This is a genomic window from Streptomyces sp. NPDC028305, from assembly GCF_055569495.1.
Genome location: NZ_JBVHTN010000003.1, coordinates 153,178 through 169,953, shown reverse-complemented (window position 1 = coordinate 169,953; position 16,776 = coordinate 153,178). Strand labels below are relative to the sequence as shown.

The window sequence follows — 16,776 nt, the reverse complement described above, 5'->3', positions numbered from 1 at the left end:
ACGGCGAGCTTGTCATACCTCGTTGCCACGGCCCGGTGCCGCGTGACGCTCGCGGTAGTCGGTCTTGTCGAACTTCGGTGGGCGTCCACCTCGGGAGCCGCGCCTCCGCCGGTTCCGGGCGCGGTCTGCGGGGACCGGGGCGAGGTGATCGACTACACGGCGGTCGACTTCACCGGGGCGGTCCGCGACATCGACGTCGTGCTCGACACGATCGGCGGCGACACCGTCGAGCGGTCGCTCGAAGTACTCCGCCCAGGCGGTCACCTGGTGACGGCGGTCGCCGAGGAGGATTCGGAGCTCGCGGCCAAGTACGAGGCGGCGGGGATGCGCTTCAGCGGTATCGCGGTCGACCCCGATCCGGTCGCCCTGCGAGGTCTCGTCGAACTCGTCGAACAGGGCAGGCTCCGGGTCCACGTGCAGGAGACGTTCCCGTTCGAGCGCGTCGCCGTCGCGCACCGGCTGCTCGACGGCGGTCACCTCCAGGGCAAGCTCGTCCTCACCGTCTGATCCCGTCGTGGGGCCTCGCGCCAGGGGCTGGATGAGCGCAGCTCTCTTCCGCCGGCGGTGGCCGTACGCGACGCGGAAAGGGCGCCGGCCCCACGCACTCCCGGATGCACGCTCGGCTGCCAAGCGATGTCACAAATCGAGTCGCCTGCTCGTCCTCCTGGAGAACGGCATCCCGTCCCGGAGTGCCCGACAGTACTATTCTCTACAGAAGCGGATAATTCGTGTACGCCACCTACGTTACGGTCACCATCCTCGGCGCGGTCTTCAACGGTGCCGCCGCCGTCACCTACTTGATCGGTCACGAATACCCCAAGACCCAGGCGGACATGAAGGGCATACCCCGGAAGTGGGTTCCGGTACTGGGCACCCTGCTGGCGGCGGGCACCGTGGGGCTGCTGGCCGGGTTCGCCGTTCCGCTCCTGGGAACCCTCGCTGCCACCGGCCTCGTGCTGTACTTCATCGGCGCGATCATCGCCCACCTGCGGGTAGGCTCCCGCAACATCGTGGGCGGGATCGTGTTCCTGTCCACCGCGGCAGCCATCCTGGCGCTGGGACTGGTCGACCACGGCCCCTGGTAACCCGCAGGGCCCAGCAGCTCCCTGAGGGTCCTTTGCGCCGTGGGTGCGCCGGTCAACGACCTTGTGCCGTTCGGAAGCTCGTCGTTCCTGGTCAGGCAGGGTATCTGTACCCGTTGATCACACCGCCGGGTATTCGGGTGGGCAGAACCTGGTGAGTGGACGGGGCGGCCATGGACGTGGGGTGTTCCGGGGGAGGGGAGGGAGCTGCCGGCGAGCCCGGTGGGGGCGATGACCCGGGTGCGGTAGCCGGTACTTGCGAGGTCGAGGCTTGAAGAAGTGTGCCGAGCGCCCCTGGTCGCCGGGTGCTATGCGGTGGCCGGCAGCACATGATCGCCGACCTTGTCCGTGCTCAGGCACAGTGAGCAGACGGCCGCGTCGTGGGTGGCGCAGGCGGTCAGGTCGGGGCGTTCGTAGGGCTGGTGGCAGACGTGGCAGTCGAGGGTGAGTGCGCTCGGGTTGCCGTCGGTGTCCAGGAGAGGCTCGGCGATGCCGTCGTCGGTGCGGCGCAGATAGTACCTGCCCTTGGTGACGATCGCCATCAGCGGGGTGAGGATGAAGGCGATCACCGCCGCGGCGACCGGGGAGTACGGCTGGAGGGTGTCGCCGAGGACGTGGAAGTACATGGCGATCGACAGTCCGGAGGCTGCGACGAACGCCACGACGCCGACCGGGTTGACGGCGTGCAGCATGCCGCGGCGGAACTCCGGCTGAAGCGGGGAGAGCTTCAGCAGGTACTTGTTGATCCCGATGTCGGTGGCGACGGTGACGACCCAGGCGATGGCGCAGTTCGAGTAGAAGCCCAGGATGTCGTTGAGGAAGCTGAACATGTCGGCTTCCATCAGGGCCAGCGCGAAGCCCAGGTTGACCAGGACGAATACCATGCGGCCCGGATAGTGCTTGGTGACGCGGGTGAAGGAGTTCGTCCATGCCAGCGAACCGGAGTACGCGTTCGTCACGTTGATCTTGATCTGGCTGATGACCACCAGGGCCACGGCCAGCGGGATGACCATCCAGGAGGGCATCATCGCGTCGAACGCGCCGCGGAACTGCTGGATCGGCTCGGTCGCGGCGGCCGGGCCGACCTTGGCGAGGATGTACACGGCGAGGAAGACGCCGATGGCCTGCTTCAGCGCGCCGAGCACCACCCAGCCGGGGCCCGCCATGATCACGGCGGCCCACCAACTGCGCTTGTTGGCATCGGTCTTGGGCGGCATGAAACGCAGGTAGTCGATCTGCTCGCCGATCTGGGCGATGAGGGAGAGGCACACGCCCGCGCCGAGGAGTACGGAGGCGGTGTTGACGCTGCCGTCGCCTTCAGTACCGGTGTAGGCGAGGAAGCGGTCGACCGTGCCGGGATCGGTGGTGACCAGGTAGACCAGCGGGCCGACCATGAGCAGCAGCCAGATCGGGGTGGTCCACACCTGGAGCTTGCTCAGGGCCTTCATGCCGTAGATCACCAGGGGGATGACCATGAGCGTGGAGACGAGATAGCCCAGCCACAGCGGGAGCCCGAGGCCGAGCTTGAGGCCCTGAGCCATGATCGAGCCTTCGAGGGCGAAGAAGATGAAGGTGAAGCTGGCGAAGATGACACTGGTCAGCACCGAGCCGTAGTAGCCGAAGCCGGAGCCGCGCGTGATCAGGTCCAGGTCGATGTTGTAGCGGGCGCCGTAGTAGGCGAGCGGGAAGCCGGTGATGAAGATGACCACGGCGGCTACCGCGATTGCCACCAGCGCGTTGCCCGTGCCGTGCGCCAGCCCGATGCCGGCGCCGATGGAGAAGTCGGCCATGTAGGCGATGCCGCCGAGTGCGGTGGTGGCGACGACCATCGGGGTCCAGCGGCGGTAACTACGGGGCGCGAAACGGAGGGTGTAGTCCTCCAGCGTCTCCCGGGCCGCCTGGTCGGCGGCGGTCTTCGTCGCGCCTGTCGTTTTCAGCGGTGACTCGGTGGTGCTCATGTCGCGCCTCCCGGTGGTGCTGGGTGCCGGTGCTGCGATGCGGTGGAGAGCCCCGCGTGGCGTCATCGACAGAACGGGGGAGTCTCGACGGGTCGTCATGAGTCGTTCCGGCGGCCCTGTATACGACTCTGATCCCTCGGCCGATCACGCTAGGAAGCAGTTGTTACCGTCGGTTTCCTCTTGTCATGAACGCCATGTTTCCGGGGGCTCACGGCGCTGGCACCGCCGACCGCTGAAGGGGTCTTCCGCTCACGCCGGGGCCCTCGTTGGTAGGCCAAGCCGTCCTTCGACGCATCGCGCACCTCAAACCGCGTGCCTTCCGGACACTGTCCTCGACGTCAACTAACCGTCTGGGCGGCCAGGTTGAGCGGGACGCTCCCCGTTGAGCTGTCGTAGCAGGCCGAGCAGGGTTGCTCGGTCTGCGGACGGGAGGAGCGAGAAACACTCTTCCAGGACCTTGTTGCTGACCAGGTGGCCGGCGGCCAGAGTCTTTTCGCCGGCGGGCGTGAGGCGATGTTCGACGCGGCGTCCGTGGCCCGGTGTGCGCTCCACCAGTCCCTGGGCGGCCAGACGGCCCACGAGCGCTCCGAACGCCTGCTCGCTCTGGAATGTCACGGCGGCCAACTCGCGCGCCGACGCTCCGGGCCGGCGGCTGATGGCGCGCAACGCATCCCACTGCGCCAACGTCGTCCCGACCTCGCCCAGCGCACTGTCCAGCGCTCGGTGCTGCCGGTACTGCGCCTGCTTGACCGCGCGCCCCAAAACCTGCAGATCAGCATCCATGCTGCAAGTCTACCCGCATTGAAACTAGCTTAATTAAAGAAGCTTAGTTAGTGTGTGGGGCATGACAGCGGACATCAACTCCCTTGCCCACAACGCCTCGTGCGACGACCTCGCCCTCACCCTGTCCGAGGCGGGCACCGGCCGCCCGGTGCTCATCCTGCACGGAGGCGGCGGGCCCGCCACGGTCGCCGGCATCGCCGCACATCTCTCGTCCACCGCGCACACTCTCACCCCCGTGCACCCCGGCTGGGAGGGAACGCCTCGCCCCGGCTGGCTGACCGGCGTGGACGATCTGACCATCACCTACCTGCACCTCCTGCACGACCGCGGCCTGCGCGACGTCCTGGTCATCGGCTCCTCGCTCGGCGGCTGGATCGCAGCCGAGATGGCGGTACGTGACACAGCGGGTGTGATCAGCGGCCTCGTCCTGATCGACGCGGTAGGTGTGCACATCGCCGGCGAGCCGATCACGAACTTCTTCGCCCTCGACGCCCGCGGTGTGGCGGAGCATTCCTGGTACGACCCGGACCGTTACTACGTGGACCCCGCCGCCATTCCGGCCGACCAACGCGCCACCCGGCAGGCCAGCATGGCCACCATGCACGTTCTCGCAGGCGAGCCGTACATGCACGATACGAAACTGCTGCGCCGCCTGAGCCGTGTGGATATACCGGCACTCCTGCTGTGGGGGGAGAGCGACCGCGTGGTCACGCCCGCTTACGGCGCTGCCTACGCCGCGGCCTTCGCCGACGCCCACCTCGAAGTCATCCCCCGAGCCGGTCACCTGCCGCATATCGAACAGCCCGAAGTCACGCTCGCCCTGATCGAAGCCCACGCCCGTCGCACGACCACCTCCAACGCCACCTGAATTCCTCTGTGCGGAGTGCCTGGCGGTACTGCGTGATGACGTGTCCCATCTCTCCCGTTGCGGATTCCGTGTGCCGTTACCTGTTCCCCGGCGCGGTTCCGGCAGACGACCCCCGGCAGGCGACCCCCGCGATGCGGCGCCCGTACCGAGGGCCGCGTCGACACTCCTCGACCGGAGTGGGCGGCACCGGCCACTTCACCCGGGCCGCTTGGCCGGCTCGGCGCGACAACACCCTTTCAGGGATGAAGAGTTCCGTACCACCGGGGGTTCTCCGGGGCTTCCCCGATGCCCTGTCCGCCGCCCGGCTGGTGAGCTGGACTCATGGGATCACATCGGTTACGTCGTCGCCCTCTGGCACTGCTCTGCGCATGGGGCGCCCTGGCTCTCGCGACCCCGGCACTCGCAGACTCCTCCGACCCGCCCCGTCGCGCGCACGACCGTACGCAGGCGGCTCTCGACCGGATCGTCGCGCAGGGCACGCCCGGGGTCATCGCCCGCCACCTGCTCAACCACACCAGCGGCATCTCACGGCTCCTCAGAGGCGAGCTGCTGCCCGCCGCACAGCAGCGCCGACTGCTCACGGCCGTGTCCGTAGCGGGGGACAAGGGACATGGCGGTGAGGACGACCTGTACGGCCTCGGCATACGCCGCTTCAAGCTCGACGGGGACGGGGACGGCGACGGCGATGGCGATCGCGACGGCGACTGCTGGGCCTGGGGACACGGCGGCATGATCCCCGGCTCGGGAACCCGCACGGTCGTCTCCGGTGACGGGCGGCACGCCATGACGATGAACCGCAACGGTGACTGGGGCGAGCAGAAGCTGGAGGACGCCGCCGTCATCGCGGAGTTCTTCCGGTGAGCCGGCCCTCGGCGCCACCCCAGAAAGCCCTTGGACGGTAGCATTTCGCCTGCGGGCCGGATGGTGGACGCGGGGCCAGGGGGAAACGTGGAGAGCACCGGTCATCACAGCGACTCACTCGTCGTGCTGACCGCGCTGGACGTGGAGTACGAGGCCGTTCGGGCACATCTGGTCGATCTGCTGCCGCGAATGCACGCGTCCGGCACCCTGTTCGAGGTCGGCCGACTCGTCGGTACGTCATGGCGTGTAGCGCTTGCCGAACTCGGCGACGGCAACCAGGGGGCGGCCGTGCTGACCGAGCGGGCGATCGCCATGTTCCGCCCGCGGGCGGTGGCGTTCGTCGGGGTGGCCGGGGCGCTCAAGGGCGATATCGAGCTCGGCGACGTGGTCGTGGCCACGCATGTGTACGCGTACCACGGCGGAAAGGACGAGGACGGCGAGTTTCACTCCCGCCCGAGGGTCTGGCCGGTGCGCCAGGAACTCGACCAGCTGGCCCGCTTCGCCCGCAGGTCCGGTTCATGGACCGGATTGCTGCGGGACCGCCCGCCCGGCGCCTCCCTCCCGGCCGTCCACCTCAAGCCGGTGGCCGCCGGGGAGGTCGTCCTCAACTCCGCGGACTCGCCCCTGCGCCGGCAACTGCGCCGGAACTACCAGGACGCCGCCGCCATCGAGATGGAGGGCGCCGGCGTGGCGCAGGCCGCCCATCTCAACGCGGCCTTACCCGCCCTGATCGTCCGCGGCATCAGCGACCGGGCCGACGGGGAGAAGTACGACGCCGATGCCCAGGGCTGGCAGTCCCGCGCGGCCCGCCATGCCGCCGCCTTTGCTTTCTCCGTTCTCCGCGCACTGCCGCCCGGTGGCGATCCGGCCCCACCCGGGCCGGGAAATCCCACGGGCCCGGCGCCGGCGTACGAGGTGGGCCCGGAAGGGCCGGCGGCACCGGAGCCGGCACCAACACCAACACCGGCACCGGAGCCGGCATCGGATCCCGACGAGGGGAGGCCGTCGGACAGCGAGTCGGCCGCACACCGGCAGCTCCTCCGATGGGCACGGAGGTTCTCGGACGATCTGGACATCGTGGCCTCTCCCCGGCCGGACGGCGGCACCGGCTCCCCGCCGCAGCTCAGCGGCGGGCTGTATGTGCGGCGCACCGTCCAGGACCGGGTGATGGAGGCCCTCTACGACGGTGATCCGCAGGCAATCCTGGTGACCGGGGACGCCGGGAACGGCAAGAGCAGTCTGTTGTGGGGCATCGCCCAGGACCTGACCGCGCTGGAGGACACCGAGGTCTTCCTGGTGAACGCCGCCTGGCTGTTGCGCCCCCTGAGCGGCACCTCCGGAAGCCCCATGCTGACCTCCCGGACCGTGGTGTCCGGGGCGGACCATGCCCGGGCTCGGGGGCGCGCACCGGTCGTGCTCCTCGACACCGCCGATCTGCTGCTGCACGACGACTTCCACGAGATGGCGCTGCTCGACCTGTGCGAGGATCTCGCCGCCGCTGGTGTCCGCATGGTGCTGACCTCCCGGCCGGAGGAGGCGAACCGGCTGCGCACCGGCTTCGTCCGGATGTCGCTGGGCCCCTACGACGACGGCGAGATCCCCCACGCCATCCGTGGACACGCCGCGCTCTACTGCCCCGATGCCGTGCCCCGGGACGACGGGGCACGGGTGCGGAGGCTGATGGAGCCCGTCGCCCGCGGACTGCCGGTGCGCGAGGTGTGCAGAAGCCCCCTCCAGCTGCGGCTGCTGTTCGAACTCGCGCGGGACGACGGGGCGTTCCCCAGCGCCGAGATCGACGCCACCGGCCTCTACCGTCGCTACTGGGACCACCGGGTCGTCACCGATCGGCGCGTTTACGGCAACCAGAGCGCCACGTCGCCGGAGGATCTCTCATCGATCACCGGTGCGATCGCCGTCGTACTCATGTCGGCCGGCCGGACCGAGCTGTCCCACGAGGACCTGGTCGAGCGGCTCACCTCGGCGGACGCCGGCCCCCGCCCCTCGCGGCCGTACGAACCGGCCCGCGTCGGGGCGGCCATGGATCTGCTGATCGACCGGGGCGTGCTGGCCAGAGGAGCTTCGGACGGTATCCACTTCTTCCACCAGACCATGTTCGAGTACGCGGCCGCGCGTGGCCTGCTGCGCCTCACCGGGGTGCGAGCGCTGCGGTCGCTGTCCGAGTGGGTCGGCTCCCATCCCCATGACTTCTTCGTCGGGGCGATCCTCGAACAGTTCCTCATGCTCGCGGCGGGGCCGGAGCGGTATCGCGGCCCGGTACGGGACACGCTGAGGCGCATGGCGGCGCACCCGGACGCCGTGATCCTCCATACCGTCGCGGTGGCCGTCGCCGCCCGGAACCCGGCCGTGGGCGTGTCCGTCGAGCCTCTGCTCGCGACGGCGCCGCACGGCGTGGCCCGGCGGTACGCGGTCCTGGCCCCGACCGTACGCGACACGGACGTCGACGCACTCCTCCCGCTGCTGCGTGGGCTGTGGGAAAGGAAGGAACCCAGTCTGGAGGAGGCCGTGCTCGAAGCCCTGGAACGGCTGGCCGCGCAGAACTCGCTTGCCGTGCACGCCGCCCTGGCCGACTGGGGCTGCGTCCGGGAACTGACCGGGCGCCGTACGGGCAGCGTGGGCATCGACATCCTGCCTCGGCTTCTCGTGCTGACCTCACACCTCGATGTGGCATCCGCCCAAAGGGGTCTCATGGGGGTGCTCGACTTCGCCCTGTCCCGGGGGTTGGCGCAGCTGGCATCCGGTGTGATGACCCTCTGGGCGCGGCACTGGAGAACACTGGGCTCGCCGGAGTGGGCCGCCGCCGTCCAGAAGCGGATCGAGCGTGTGCGCATCCCGCCGAAGTCGGGGGACGTCGAAATCTTCCGAACAGCCCTGGCCAGGGTGGTGGCCGCCTCCTGGACCCATGACCACGGGCTCCCGGGCGACGGCGCCGACGGCCGTCCCGACACCGGAACCCACCCCTGGACCCACTGCCTCGACCATACGTTGGCGCTGCTCGAAGCGGACGACCAGGACACCGTGGGCAATGCCGGACTCATCGCCGTCACCGCGATCCTGACCACGCTGCCGCACGGACACTGGGCCATCGAGACCACCCTCGACCGCTGTCTGGAGATGACCGGCCACGGAGCGCCGCACGCACTGCAGCACCGCATGGTCTTCCCTTCGCTGCTCAGCAGCGACTGCGCCGCGGCAGAGGTTCTCATGCACAGGCTCGCGGCCATGCTGAAGGCACTGCCCTGCCCCGAAAACCAGCCGGTCACGCCCTCGAAACGGCGAGCACTGGTCGCCCGCCGGATCCTCGCCCACCGGGACGTTCCCCCGCACCGCGTCCGGCAGGTCCTGGAACACTCCGGCTGGGACGCCGACTCCGACATGTGGCTGTCCCGGGACGGCCTGGCGACGCTCCTGCTGCCGGCCGCGCTCGGCGGTCACCCCACCGCGGTCCACAGGATCGAGAAGGCGACGACCGCCCCCGCAGCCGCCCGGGGCCTCATCCGCCGTTCCCTGCACCGAGCGGTCACGGACGCCGGTCTCCACACCGAGCGCCACATCGGCCTGTTGGTGACCCTGTCACTCCTGGACGCCGACACGGTGCTCCTGGAGGCCATCACCACCGGCCGGGCCAAGAAGGGCACCGGTCCGCTGACTCCCCTCGCCCATGAGCGGGTGCTGGGCGCACTACGGGCATCGGCCCCGGCCCTCACCGGACTGATCGCGGACGAAACGGCCGAGGGCAACAGCGGCAAGCGGCAGCGCCAGGCACTGACGCTCTGGGAATGCTCCGTGTCAGCCGGTGTTCTCCCCGCGCCCGGCTTGACCGATCTCCTTCCGCGGTACGGCATCTTCTCCGATCAGAAGACCCGGGCGGCCTTTGTCGGGCTGGTGGGAACCATCGCCGCGCGCGAACCCGGCCAGTACCCCACGGCAGACCTCTTCCTTTCGGGGCTGGTGTTCGACGCCTCGGGAGACATCCCCCACCTCAACGACACATCGGCCAGCACCCGAAACGCGGCCCGGAAGGCGCTCCTCCACGCCGCCTGCGAGTCCGGCCCTCTCACCCACACGGCCGTCACCAAGGCCCTCGACCTGGCTTTCGCCCCACCGACCGACGCCGGACTGATCAGCGGGCTCGGCCAGCTGGTGCGCCGGCTCAGCACCGCACACGGCGCGGCACCCGCCACCGAGCTGCTGATCCGCGTCATCGGCAGGGCCGTGGCCTCACGACAGGGCCCGGCCGCGGAGAACCACCTGGCCAAGGCGCTCCGCGGCGCGATGGACAGCATCTTCGACCACGGTTCCCCGGCTGTGTACCGGAGACTGTGGGAGCACCTCAAGGAGCCTGGTGCGGAGGGCGACGTCGGCCACGTGGCTTTTCCGGAACGGTACGCCTTGGGGCTGGTGAGCTGCGCGGTCCGCCGGGCCTATCCGACAACCCGCCACGACTTGGAAGAACTCGTCGCCCACCCACGGGTGCCGCAGCGCACCAAGATGTGGATCAGCGACCAGCTCAGCGCCCGGTCCCGGGAGCACACGGATCACGACCTCAGCTGGGTACTGGGAGGTGAGGGGCCTGACCGGCACCTCTCACACCCCGTCAACCCGAGCTGAGGACCGGAGTCGACCGCTACGACTAAGAAGCATCCAGCCGACTCCCGCGCCAGGCGCAGTGCTTGCGAGGCTGCGATGCCGGCGCAGCACCGTGTCAGGACGCACGAGCAGCCGCACCCGTCGCAGAACCGGCAATGCCAGCCGGTGCAGCAGCACCGCCAGGAACGCCCGATCGCCCGGAGTGAACTGTGCTCGATCATCGCTGAGTTGGCGTTCGAGCACCGTGATCTGATGGCGGAAGGTCAGGATCTCCGCGTCCTTGTTCCGGTCGCTCATCGGCAGCAGACGCGGCAGCGCGAACGTGTTGGTCACTCCCATGCAGGCCAGTCGCAGCTGCACGGTCGATCATCATGACGCGCCCGCTACCGGCTACGCGAGAGCGCCGACTCGAGCGACGGGGCCGACGACCGCCAGTCCAGGTGCGCGCCTCCGACCAGGGCGGATGGCATTCTCGGCAAGCGCAAGCTCCTTCAGGTCGACGTGCTCTCTCCTGCACGGCAACACCGTGCTCCAGCGGCTCGACAGGATCACCCAACTGCTCGGCAGCACATGGCGGAACTCGGAGTCGTCGCGAGTGGAGCGGAGCGGCGTCAGGAGTAGAAGCGCACGTAGTCGAAGCGTGCGGTCACGCCCTTACCGGCCAGGGAGACGAGGCCGATGCGCGGGTCGGAGCCGGCGGGCAGATGCCAGACCCCGCCCCAGATGTAGTGCTTCCCGTCCCGGCTCGTGGCCGGCTGGAATGTGTGTTCGCCGGTCTTCGGATCGACGGTGTGGCGCAGCCGCAGCCACATGGTGTCGGCCGACGGGCCCAGCTGCATCTCCGGCCAGCTGTCACGGTCTCGGCCGATCCACAGGAAAGCCTGCCGTGACGGGCCGGTCCGTGTCGGGGCCAGATGGATTGAGTTCTCCGGGCTCTGGAAGGCGATCATCCCGGCCTGGCTGCGCCCGTCGGGGGCGTCGGTGATCGGGAAGTGCAGCTTGGTCTCGACCGTGTAGGTGCCGGTCGGAGCGTCACGGAGCAGCGCCGATGCCATGGTGCCCTTGCCGGAGAAGTCGGCATCCTGCGTCGGCCACACATACTGGCCGTCGGTGACCTTCCCGTCGGCGGGGCCGAACCACGTCCAGCCGTCCAGCTGGTTGTCGTCGAAGTCCTCGTCGTACTCCGGCAGCCGGGTTCCGATGTGGGGGTCCGGCTGTTTGACGGTCACCGGCCGGTAGAGCCGGGTCACGCCGACGTTGTCCACCTCGCCGGCGCCGCGGGTCGAGGCGGCACCGCCACGGCGCCAGTCCTCGGGCACGTCCACCTTCAGCTCGGCCAGCGGCATGTCGAGCATGGCCGAGCTGACCTGAACATGCGCCGCCCCGTCGCGGATCTCGGCCGTGAGCGAGTGCCAGGTCCGCGGATCGGCGTTCGTGTGCAGACGAGCGGTCCGCTTCCGCACCACCTTCCGGTCCCGGGTGACCTCGACGGAGAGTGTGCCGGTGGAATCCAGCCAGGCCACGGCGTGGTCGGACGGGCCCGCGGACGCCAGGACCAGGCCGACCCGGCCTTCGTCGTCGCGCAGCCGGACGTCGGCCTCGATCCTCACATCGCCGTCCGGGGCCCGACGCGGCAGCAGCAGCTGCGGGACCGCGGCCCGGGACCGGCTGCGGGCATAGCGTCCCGAGTCGGGATCCGAACCCGTGGTCCAGGAGCCGTGTCCGGGGATGTCGAAGTGGACGAGGCCGTCCTCGAAGGTGCTGCCCGCGTCCCATGCGCCGGTCGGCGCGGTCTGCCGGTCCTCGCTGGTCCAGGCCCCCGCGCGGACCGTCGGCCAGCCGTCGATCCAGTCGAGCCGGTCCATCACGCTCGGCCGTCCGCCCCAGTGGGGATCGCTCTCGTGGCGGTCGAATCCATTGGTGAGGATCCAGTCCTGGCCCGATTTGTCGACCACGTTCGCCGAATGGCCGGTCGCGACCCACTTGTTGCCGTTCGGCGCGTTGACGATCGTGCCGCCCGGGTGCAGATCGGCCAGGCCGACGCTCTCGGCGTCCTTGAACGGGCCCATGGGGTTCTCGGCCCGCCCGACGAACACCGGATAGGCGCCCTTGTCCCGGGCACAGCAGCCCAGGCCGGAGTAGAACAGGTAGTACCAGCCGTCGCGCTTCACCGCGTACGCGGCCTCGCCGCGCCGGGCGCCGACCACCTGCACCGGATCGCCGACCGGCGCGGTGCCCTCCTCGTTCAGACGCACCGCCTGGATTCCGCCGTCGCGGAACGAGCCGTAGTAGAGGTACTTCTGGCCGTCGGAGTCGACGAACACCGACGGATCGATCTGATTGACCGTCGTCCCGTACGGCAGCACGGGGTGACCGATGTCCTTCCACGGGCCGGCCGGATGGTCCGACGTGGCCAGCGCGATGGTGTTCTTGTCGCCGCCGGCGACCGAGTAGTAGAGGTAGTACTTGCCGTTGATGTAGCGGATGTCGGGTGCCCAGTAGTAGGTCGTCGCGAAGTCGCGCCACTCCGGGTGGTTGTCGGGCCCGAAGACGTCACCGACGTAGGTCCAGTTGACGAGGTCGGCCGAGCGTGTGATCGGCATGAAGTGCTGTGACTCCCAGGGGCCTCCCTGGTTGTCCCGGCGCATGCTGGTCTGGGTCGCATAGGCGTACCAGTAGCCGTCCTTGCCGCGGATGATCGACGGGTCGGAGAAGGCGTCCGCGACGTTGTCCATCACGGGGTTCTGGTACGTCCCGGGCTGATCGGCGGGATCGGCCGCGGCCGGTCCGGGATGCGCACTGCCGAGGCCGAGGACCATGAGCAGGGCGAGGAGGGCGGCGCCGGGTCTGCCCCGGAGCGCGGGGAATCGTGCCGGCTTCCATGTCATGTCGGGGACTCTCCTTTGCGGATGACGGATATGCCGGAGGTGGGTGTGCGGCGCGGAGGTGGCTCAGACGACGACGAGGGCCGCGATGCGCCAGAGGCCGTTCAGCTTCGAGCCGGTGATCTCCAGGTCGGCGGTGCGCCCATCGGCTCCACCGTCGAGGGCGAAGGAGAACCAGACGAAGGCTCGGCTCGGCAGGCTGTCGTCGCCGGAGCGTCCGAGGACCGTGCCGTCCTCGGAGATGGTGGTGACACCCGAATCGGTGAGGGAGTCGCCGGTCAGCACCCACACCGTGTGCTCGCCGGCCGGCACCGGGACGCGCAGGACGGTGGGCTTGCCCCGCTGCATGACGATGTCGCGGCGCAGATCGTCGGCGTTGCCCCGGTCACGGGTGTTCGGCCGGTCGCCGACCCAACCGAAGCCGCGGTCGGCGGAGTAGACGTCCTCGGGGGACAGCCTGGTGTATCCGGTCAGCAGCGGGCTGGACGGCGGGCCGGCGTCGAACGCCGTGGCCGCGTCATCGGGGTGTGGTGTGGTGACCACGGACACCGACCGGCCGTGCTCGATCTCCTCGTCGCCGCTGGTGAGCCGGATCTCGACGGTGGCGAATCCCGGAGTGGGCACCGGGGTCGCGGTGACGGTCAGCTCTCGCTCGGCTCCGGCGGTGACCGTCACGGTCCGCTCGGTGCCTGACCAGCCGTCGGGGGTGACGAGGCGGGCGGTGACATCGCGGTCCTTGGTGCCGGTGTTGCGTACCAGCACCGTGACCGGGTTGGCCCGGCCCGCCCACCACACCGGATCCGCCACCGCCCTCATGACGACCAGGGACGGCACCGGGGCGCCGGGGTCCGTGACGGCGAACGCGGACAGCCGCCAGGGGCCGCCCACCCCCGTGAACGTGATGTCCGTGGTGCGGCCGGTGGCACCTCCGTCGAGGGGGAGCTCCAGCCAGGTGAAGGTCCCGCCGGGCTGCTTCGGACTGGTGGCGACCGTGGCGCCGTCGACCGCGACCCGGGTCGGCGAGGCCGTGGCACCGGTGTCACCGACCAGCGCGTACCCGGTGTGCTTGCCGGCCGGCAGGGCGACGCGCAGCACCCGGGACGCGTTGTGCCAGAGGTGGTCGCGCAACAGGGGCTCGCCACCGCGGTCCCTGGCCGACGGGGCGGCGCCGACCCAGCCGTGGCCGGCCGACGCCGACCACGCCGACTCGGGGGTCAGCGCGTCGTAGCCGGGCATCGACGTCCCGTTCCGTGGACCGGCGTTGAGCGCCTTGAGGCAGCGCCTGCCCTCGGGGGCTACGACCAGGGACGGCGGGCGGCCGTCGAGCCGGGTGAGCTTCGGCGCCACCTCCAGGTCCAGGGCGGCGACGGTGCCCGACAAGGGGGGCGTGACCGGCAGTTCGAGCTCGGCGGTCGCAGCGCCGGCCGCGGACTGCTCGGCGGGCTCGGTGCGCCAGTCCGCCGCCGGTGGCCGCAGCGCGACCGTCAGGTCGCGGTCCCGCGCCGAGGCGTTGGTGACGGTGACCGGCAGGAGGTTCGGCCGGCCGCCGAGCAGCACCCGCGAACCGTTCAGCGCCGCTTGCAGCCATTCCCGCCGCGCGTCGACGACGCGGCTCTTGTCGAAGAAGAATCCGACCACCGTGTCGCGCCAGAACCTCGCGTGCGCCCGCTGGGCCTCGATCCCCGCCTTGACGGCGGCATGGCGCTGCCGGTCGACTTCCCCGGACAGTTTGCTCCATCCGGCGAGGAACCGGTCGATGCGGTCGACCCCGGTGAAGTGCGTATCGTAGATGTGCTGGATGACGGTCTTGCCCGACCGCAGTCGATGGTCGTACGGCACCCAGTGCATGAACAGCAGCAGGTCGTCGGGACAGGTCGCCGTGGACTCGTAGTGCTTCTGCCACAGCCGTGGGTAGAGCCCGGTGAAGCCGCTGCCGGTCGCCTCGGTGCGGTCGAAGCCGGTGCCCTCGGTCGTGGAGTGGTGTGACTGGAAGAGGGTGCCCAGCGGGCTCGGGTCGAGATGGTCGCCACCGGGGTCGGTGAGATAGCCCATCCCCAGCGGCGAGGTGTAGTCCTCGTACGTCCGGCGCGAGTGCACGAGGATGTCGGCCACGACCTCGGTGACCGCGCCGTCGGTGCCGAAGGTCAGCCCGGCCCACTCCGCGGCCAGGTCCCGGGGATCGGCGTCCGGGTCCCAGCACATCCTGCCGAAGGCATAGGTGTTCGCCGCTCCCATCAGATAGCCGGTCCAGTTGCGGGCGTTGCCGAAGTTGCTGACCCCGGCGATGCCCGCCCGCGGCGCACGGCCGTCGCCGGCCGCGAGGATGTCGGCGACGGTCGGTCCGGTGCCGGGCCCCCGCGTCGGGAAGGTCAGCACCTCCCGCCACAGCGGAGCCAGATAGGTGGCGTGGAGCGTGTGGCCCGTGTACTCCTGTGTGAGCTGGAGTTCCAGCATCTGGTTCGTGTGCCGCATCGCGCCGAACAGGGGGTGTACGGGCTCGCGGATCTGGAAGTCGATCGGTCCGTACTTGGTCTGGAGGATGACGTTGTCCTCGAACGTGCCGTCCAGCGGGGCGAACACCCGGTACTGGTACTCCGCCCAGTCGCTGAAATCCTCGTGGACGAAGCTGCGCCAGACGATCTGCCCGTCGTGCGGGGCGACCGTGCGAGCCAGCATGTTCGCGCCCTCGGCATGGGTGCGTCCGTAATCCAGCGGGCCGGGCTGCCCCTCCGAGTTCGCCTTCACCAGCAACCCGCCGAATCCGGGCAGGCTGTTGAAGATTTCGGCGCTCTTGTCCTGCCACCACCGCTGGACCCGTCGATCGGCGGGATCGGCCGTCGTGATCGGATCCGCGTCGTCCGCGGTCAGGATCATCGGACTGGCGTAGTTGACGGACAGCCAGACGGAGATGCCCCATGACTGGAGAAGTGCCGCCAGGGGTCTGAGCGCGGTCAGCATCTCGCCGGTGATGAAGTCGGCGTCGGCGTTCACATTGTTGAGCACCGAGGCGTTGATGCCGATCGATGCCATGGACCGTGCGTAGTCGACGAGCCGGTCGGAGATGTCCGGCAGCTTGTCCCACTCGAAGAGCGAAGTGCCCGCGTAGCCACGCTCGACCGACCCGTCGAAGTTGTCCCAGTGATTCATCATGCGCAGCGCGGTGCGCGGTTTCTCCACGACGGACAGCTTGTGCAGTGGCCGCTCGAGCTGGAGCAGACGGATGAGATGGAAGACTCCGGCCAGCACGCCCCGATCGCTGCGGGCCCCGACGACCAGTCGCCGCCTGCCCGGCGGTCCGGTCATCTCGATCACGTACCCCTGCTCACCGATCCGGGCCAGCCGATCGGGGCTCACCTCGGAGCGCACGACCGGCGACTCGTCCACCGTGCCGATGACGACCGAGGCGCGATCGGCGGGAACCCGGGCCGGTTCGCTTCCGGTGAGGCCCCGGGCGGCTCGGCGCAGTTCCGACTCGGCGTTGCCGATGACCTGGCCCTCGCCCTGACGTGCCAGACCGGCCAGGGCCTTCCGGTACTCGGCGAGCCGCCGGGGATCGGCGGTGGGACGGTAGCGCAGCCAGAGTTCGTAGCCGTCCTCATCGGGGGTGCCTGCCGAATCGGGGGTGCCTGCCGATAGGGCGAAGCCGGCCGCCGTGCTCCACGGGCTCAGTACGGTGGCCAAGGCGAGAGCGGATGCCTGGAGGACTCGGCGACGACTGTGCCCGTACTCGG

General features: G+C 69.8%; 9 protein-coding genes and 1 pseudogene. 5 read left to right on the top strand and 5 right to left on the bottom strand.

Annotated elements, in window-relative coordinates; translation table 11 throughout:
- Positions 1-141 precede the first annotated feature (141 nt).
- Positions 142-507 (top strand): annotated as a pseudogene (locus ACZ4WQ_RS12135) (zinc-binding dehydrogenase); the annotation flags it as partial.
- Between the two features lie 221 nt (positions 508-728).
- A complete protein-coding gene (locus ACZ4WQ_RS12130; protein ID WP_358843546.1) occupies positions 729-1,085 on the top strand; it encodes a DoxX family protein in 357 nt (118 codons plus the stop codon).
- Between the two features lie 305 nt (positions 1,086-1,390).
- Here ACZ4WQ_RS12130 and ACZ4WQ_RS12125 read toward each other — a convergent pair whose 3' ends face one another.
- Together ACZ4WQ_RS12125 and ACZ4WQ_RS12120 are read right to left on the bottom strand one after the other, a co-directional pair.
- On the bottom strand, positions 1,391-3,040 hold the full coding sequence (locus tag ACZ4WQ_RS12125) for an allantoin permease (RefSeq protein WP_361182064.1): 1,650 nt from the start codon (positions 3,038-3,040) through the stop codon (positions 1,391-1,393).
- Between the two features lie 342 nt (positions 3,041-3,382).
- Complete coding sequence (locus ACZ4WQ_RS12120) at positions 3,383-3,823, bottom strand: MarR family winged helix-turn-helix transcriptional regulator (protein WP_398372507.1); 441 nt, start codon at positions 3,821-3,823, stop codon at positions 3,383-3,385.
- A 61-nt stretch (positions 3,824-3,884) separates the two neighbouring features.
- Here ACZ4WQ_RS12120 and ACZ4WQ_RS12115 point away from each other — a divergent pair, with 61 nt between their 5' ends.
- From ACZ4WQ_RS12115 to ACZ4WQ_RS12105, 3 genes are all read left to right on the top strand, one after another.
- Positions 3,885-4,691, top strand: coding sequence for an alpha/beta fold hydrolase (locus ACZ4WQ_RS12115; protein ID WP_398372509.1), 807 nt, complete (start codon positions 3,885-3,887; stop codon positions 4,689-4,691).
- Between the two features lie 321 nt (positions 4,692-5,012).
- Positions 5,013-5,552 (top strand): hypothetical protein, encoded by a 540-nt coding sequence (locus ACZ4WQ_RS12110; RefSeq protein WP_398372511.1) that lies wholly within the window; start codon positions 5,013-5,015, stop codon positions 5,550-5,552.
- An 87-nt stretch (positions 5,553-5,639) separates the two neighbouring features.
- On the top strand, positions 5,640-10,181 hold the full coding sequence (locus ACZ4WQ_RS12105; RefSeq protein ID WP_398372513.1) for a phosphorylase family protein: 4,542 nt from the start codon (positions 5,640-5,642) through the stop codon (positions 10,179-10,181).
- Here ACZ4WQ_RS12105 and ACZ4WQ_RS12100 read toward each other — a convergent pair.
- From ACZ4WQ_RS12100 to ACZ4WQ_RS12090, 3 genes are all read right to left on the bottom strand, one after another.
- Positions 10,158-10,520, bottom strand: coding sequence for a hypothetical protein (locus tag ACZ4WQ_RS12100; protein WP_398372515.1), 363 nt, complete (start codon positions 10,518-10,520; stop codon positions 10,158-10,160). The two genes, ACZ4WQ_RS12105 and ACZ4WQ_RS12100, sit on opposite strands and share 24 nt — an antisense overlap.
- Positions 10,521-10,771: 251 nt before the next feature.
- Positions 10,772-13,048 carry a glycoside hydrolase family 43 protein gene (locus ACZ4WQ_RS12095; RefSeq protein WP_398372517.1) on the bottom strand — a complete coding sequence of 759 codons (2,277 nt, stop codon included), beginning with the start codon at positions 13,046-13,048 and terminating at the stop codon, positions 10,772-10,774.
- A gap of 63 nt (positions 13,049-13,111) precedes the next feature.
- Entirely contained in the window at positions 13,112-16,726 is a 3,615-nt protein-coding gene (locus tag ACZ4WQ_RS12090; protein ID WP_398372519.1) for an alpha-glucuronidase family glycosyl hydrolase, read from the bottom strand.
- Positions 16,727-16,776 lie beyond the last annotated feature (50 nt).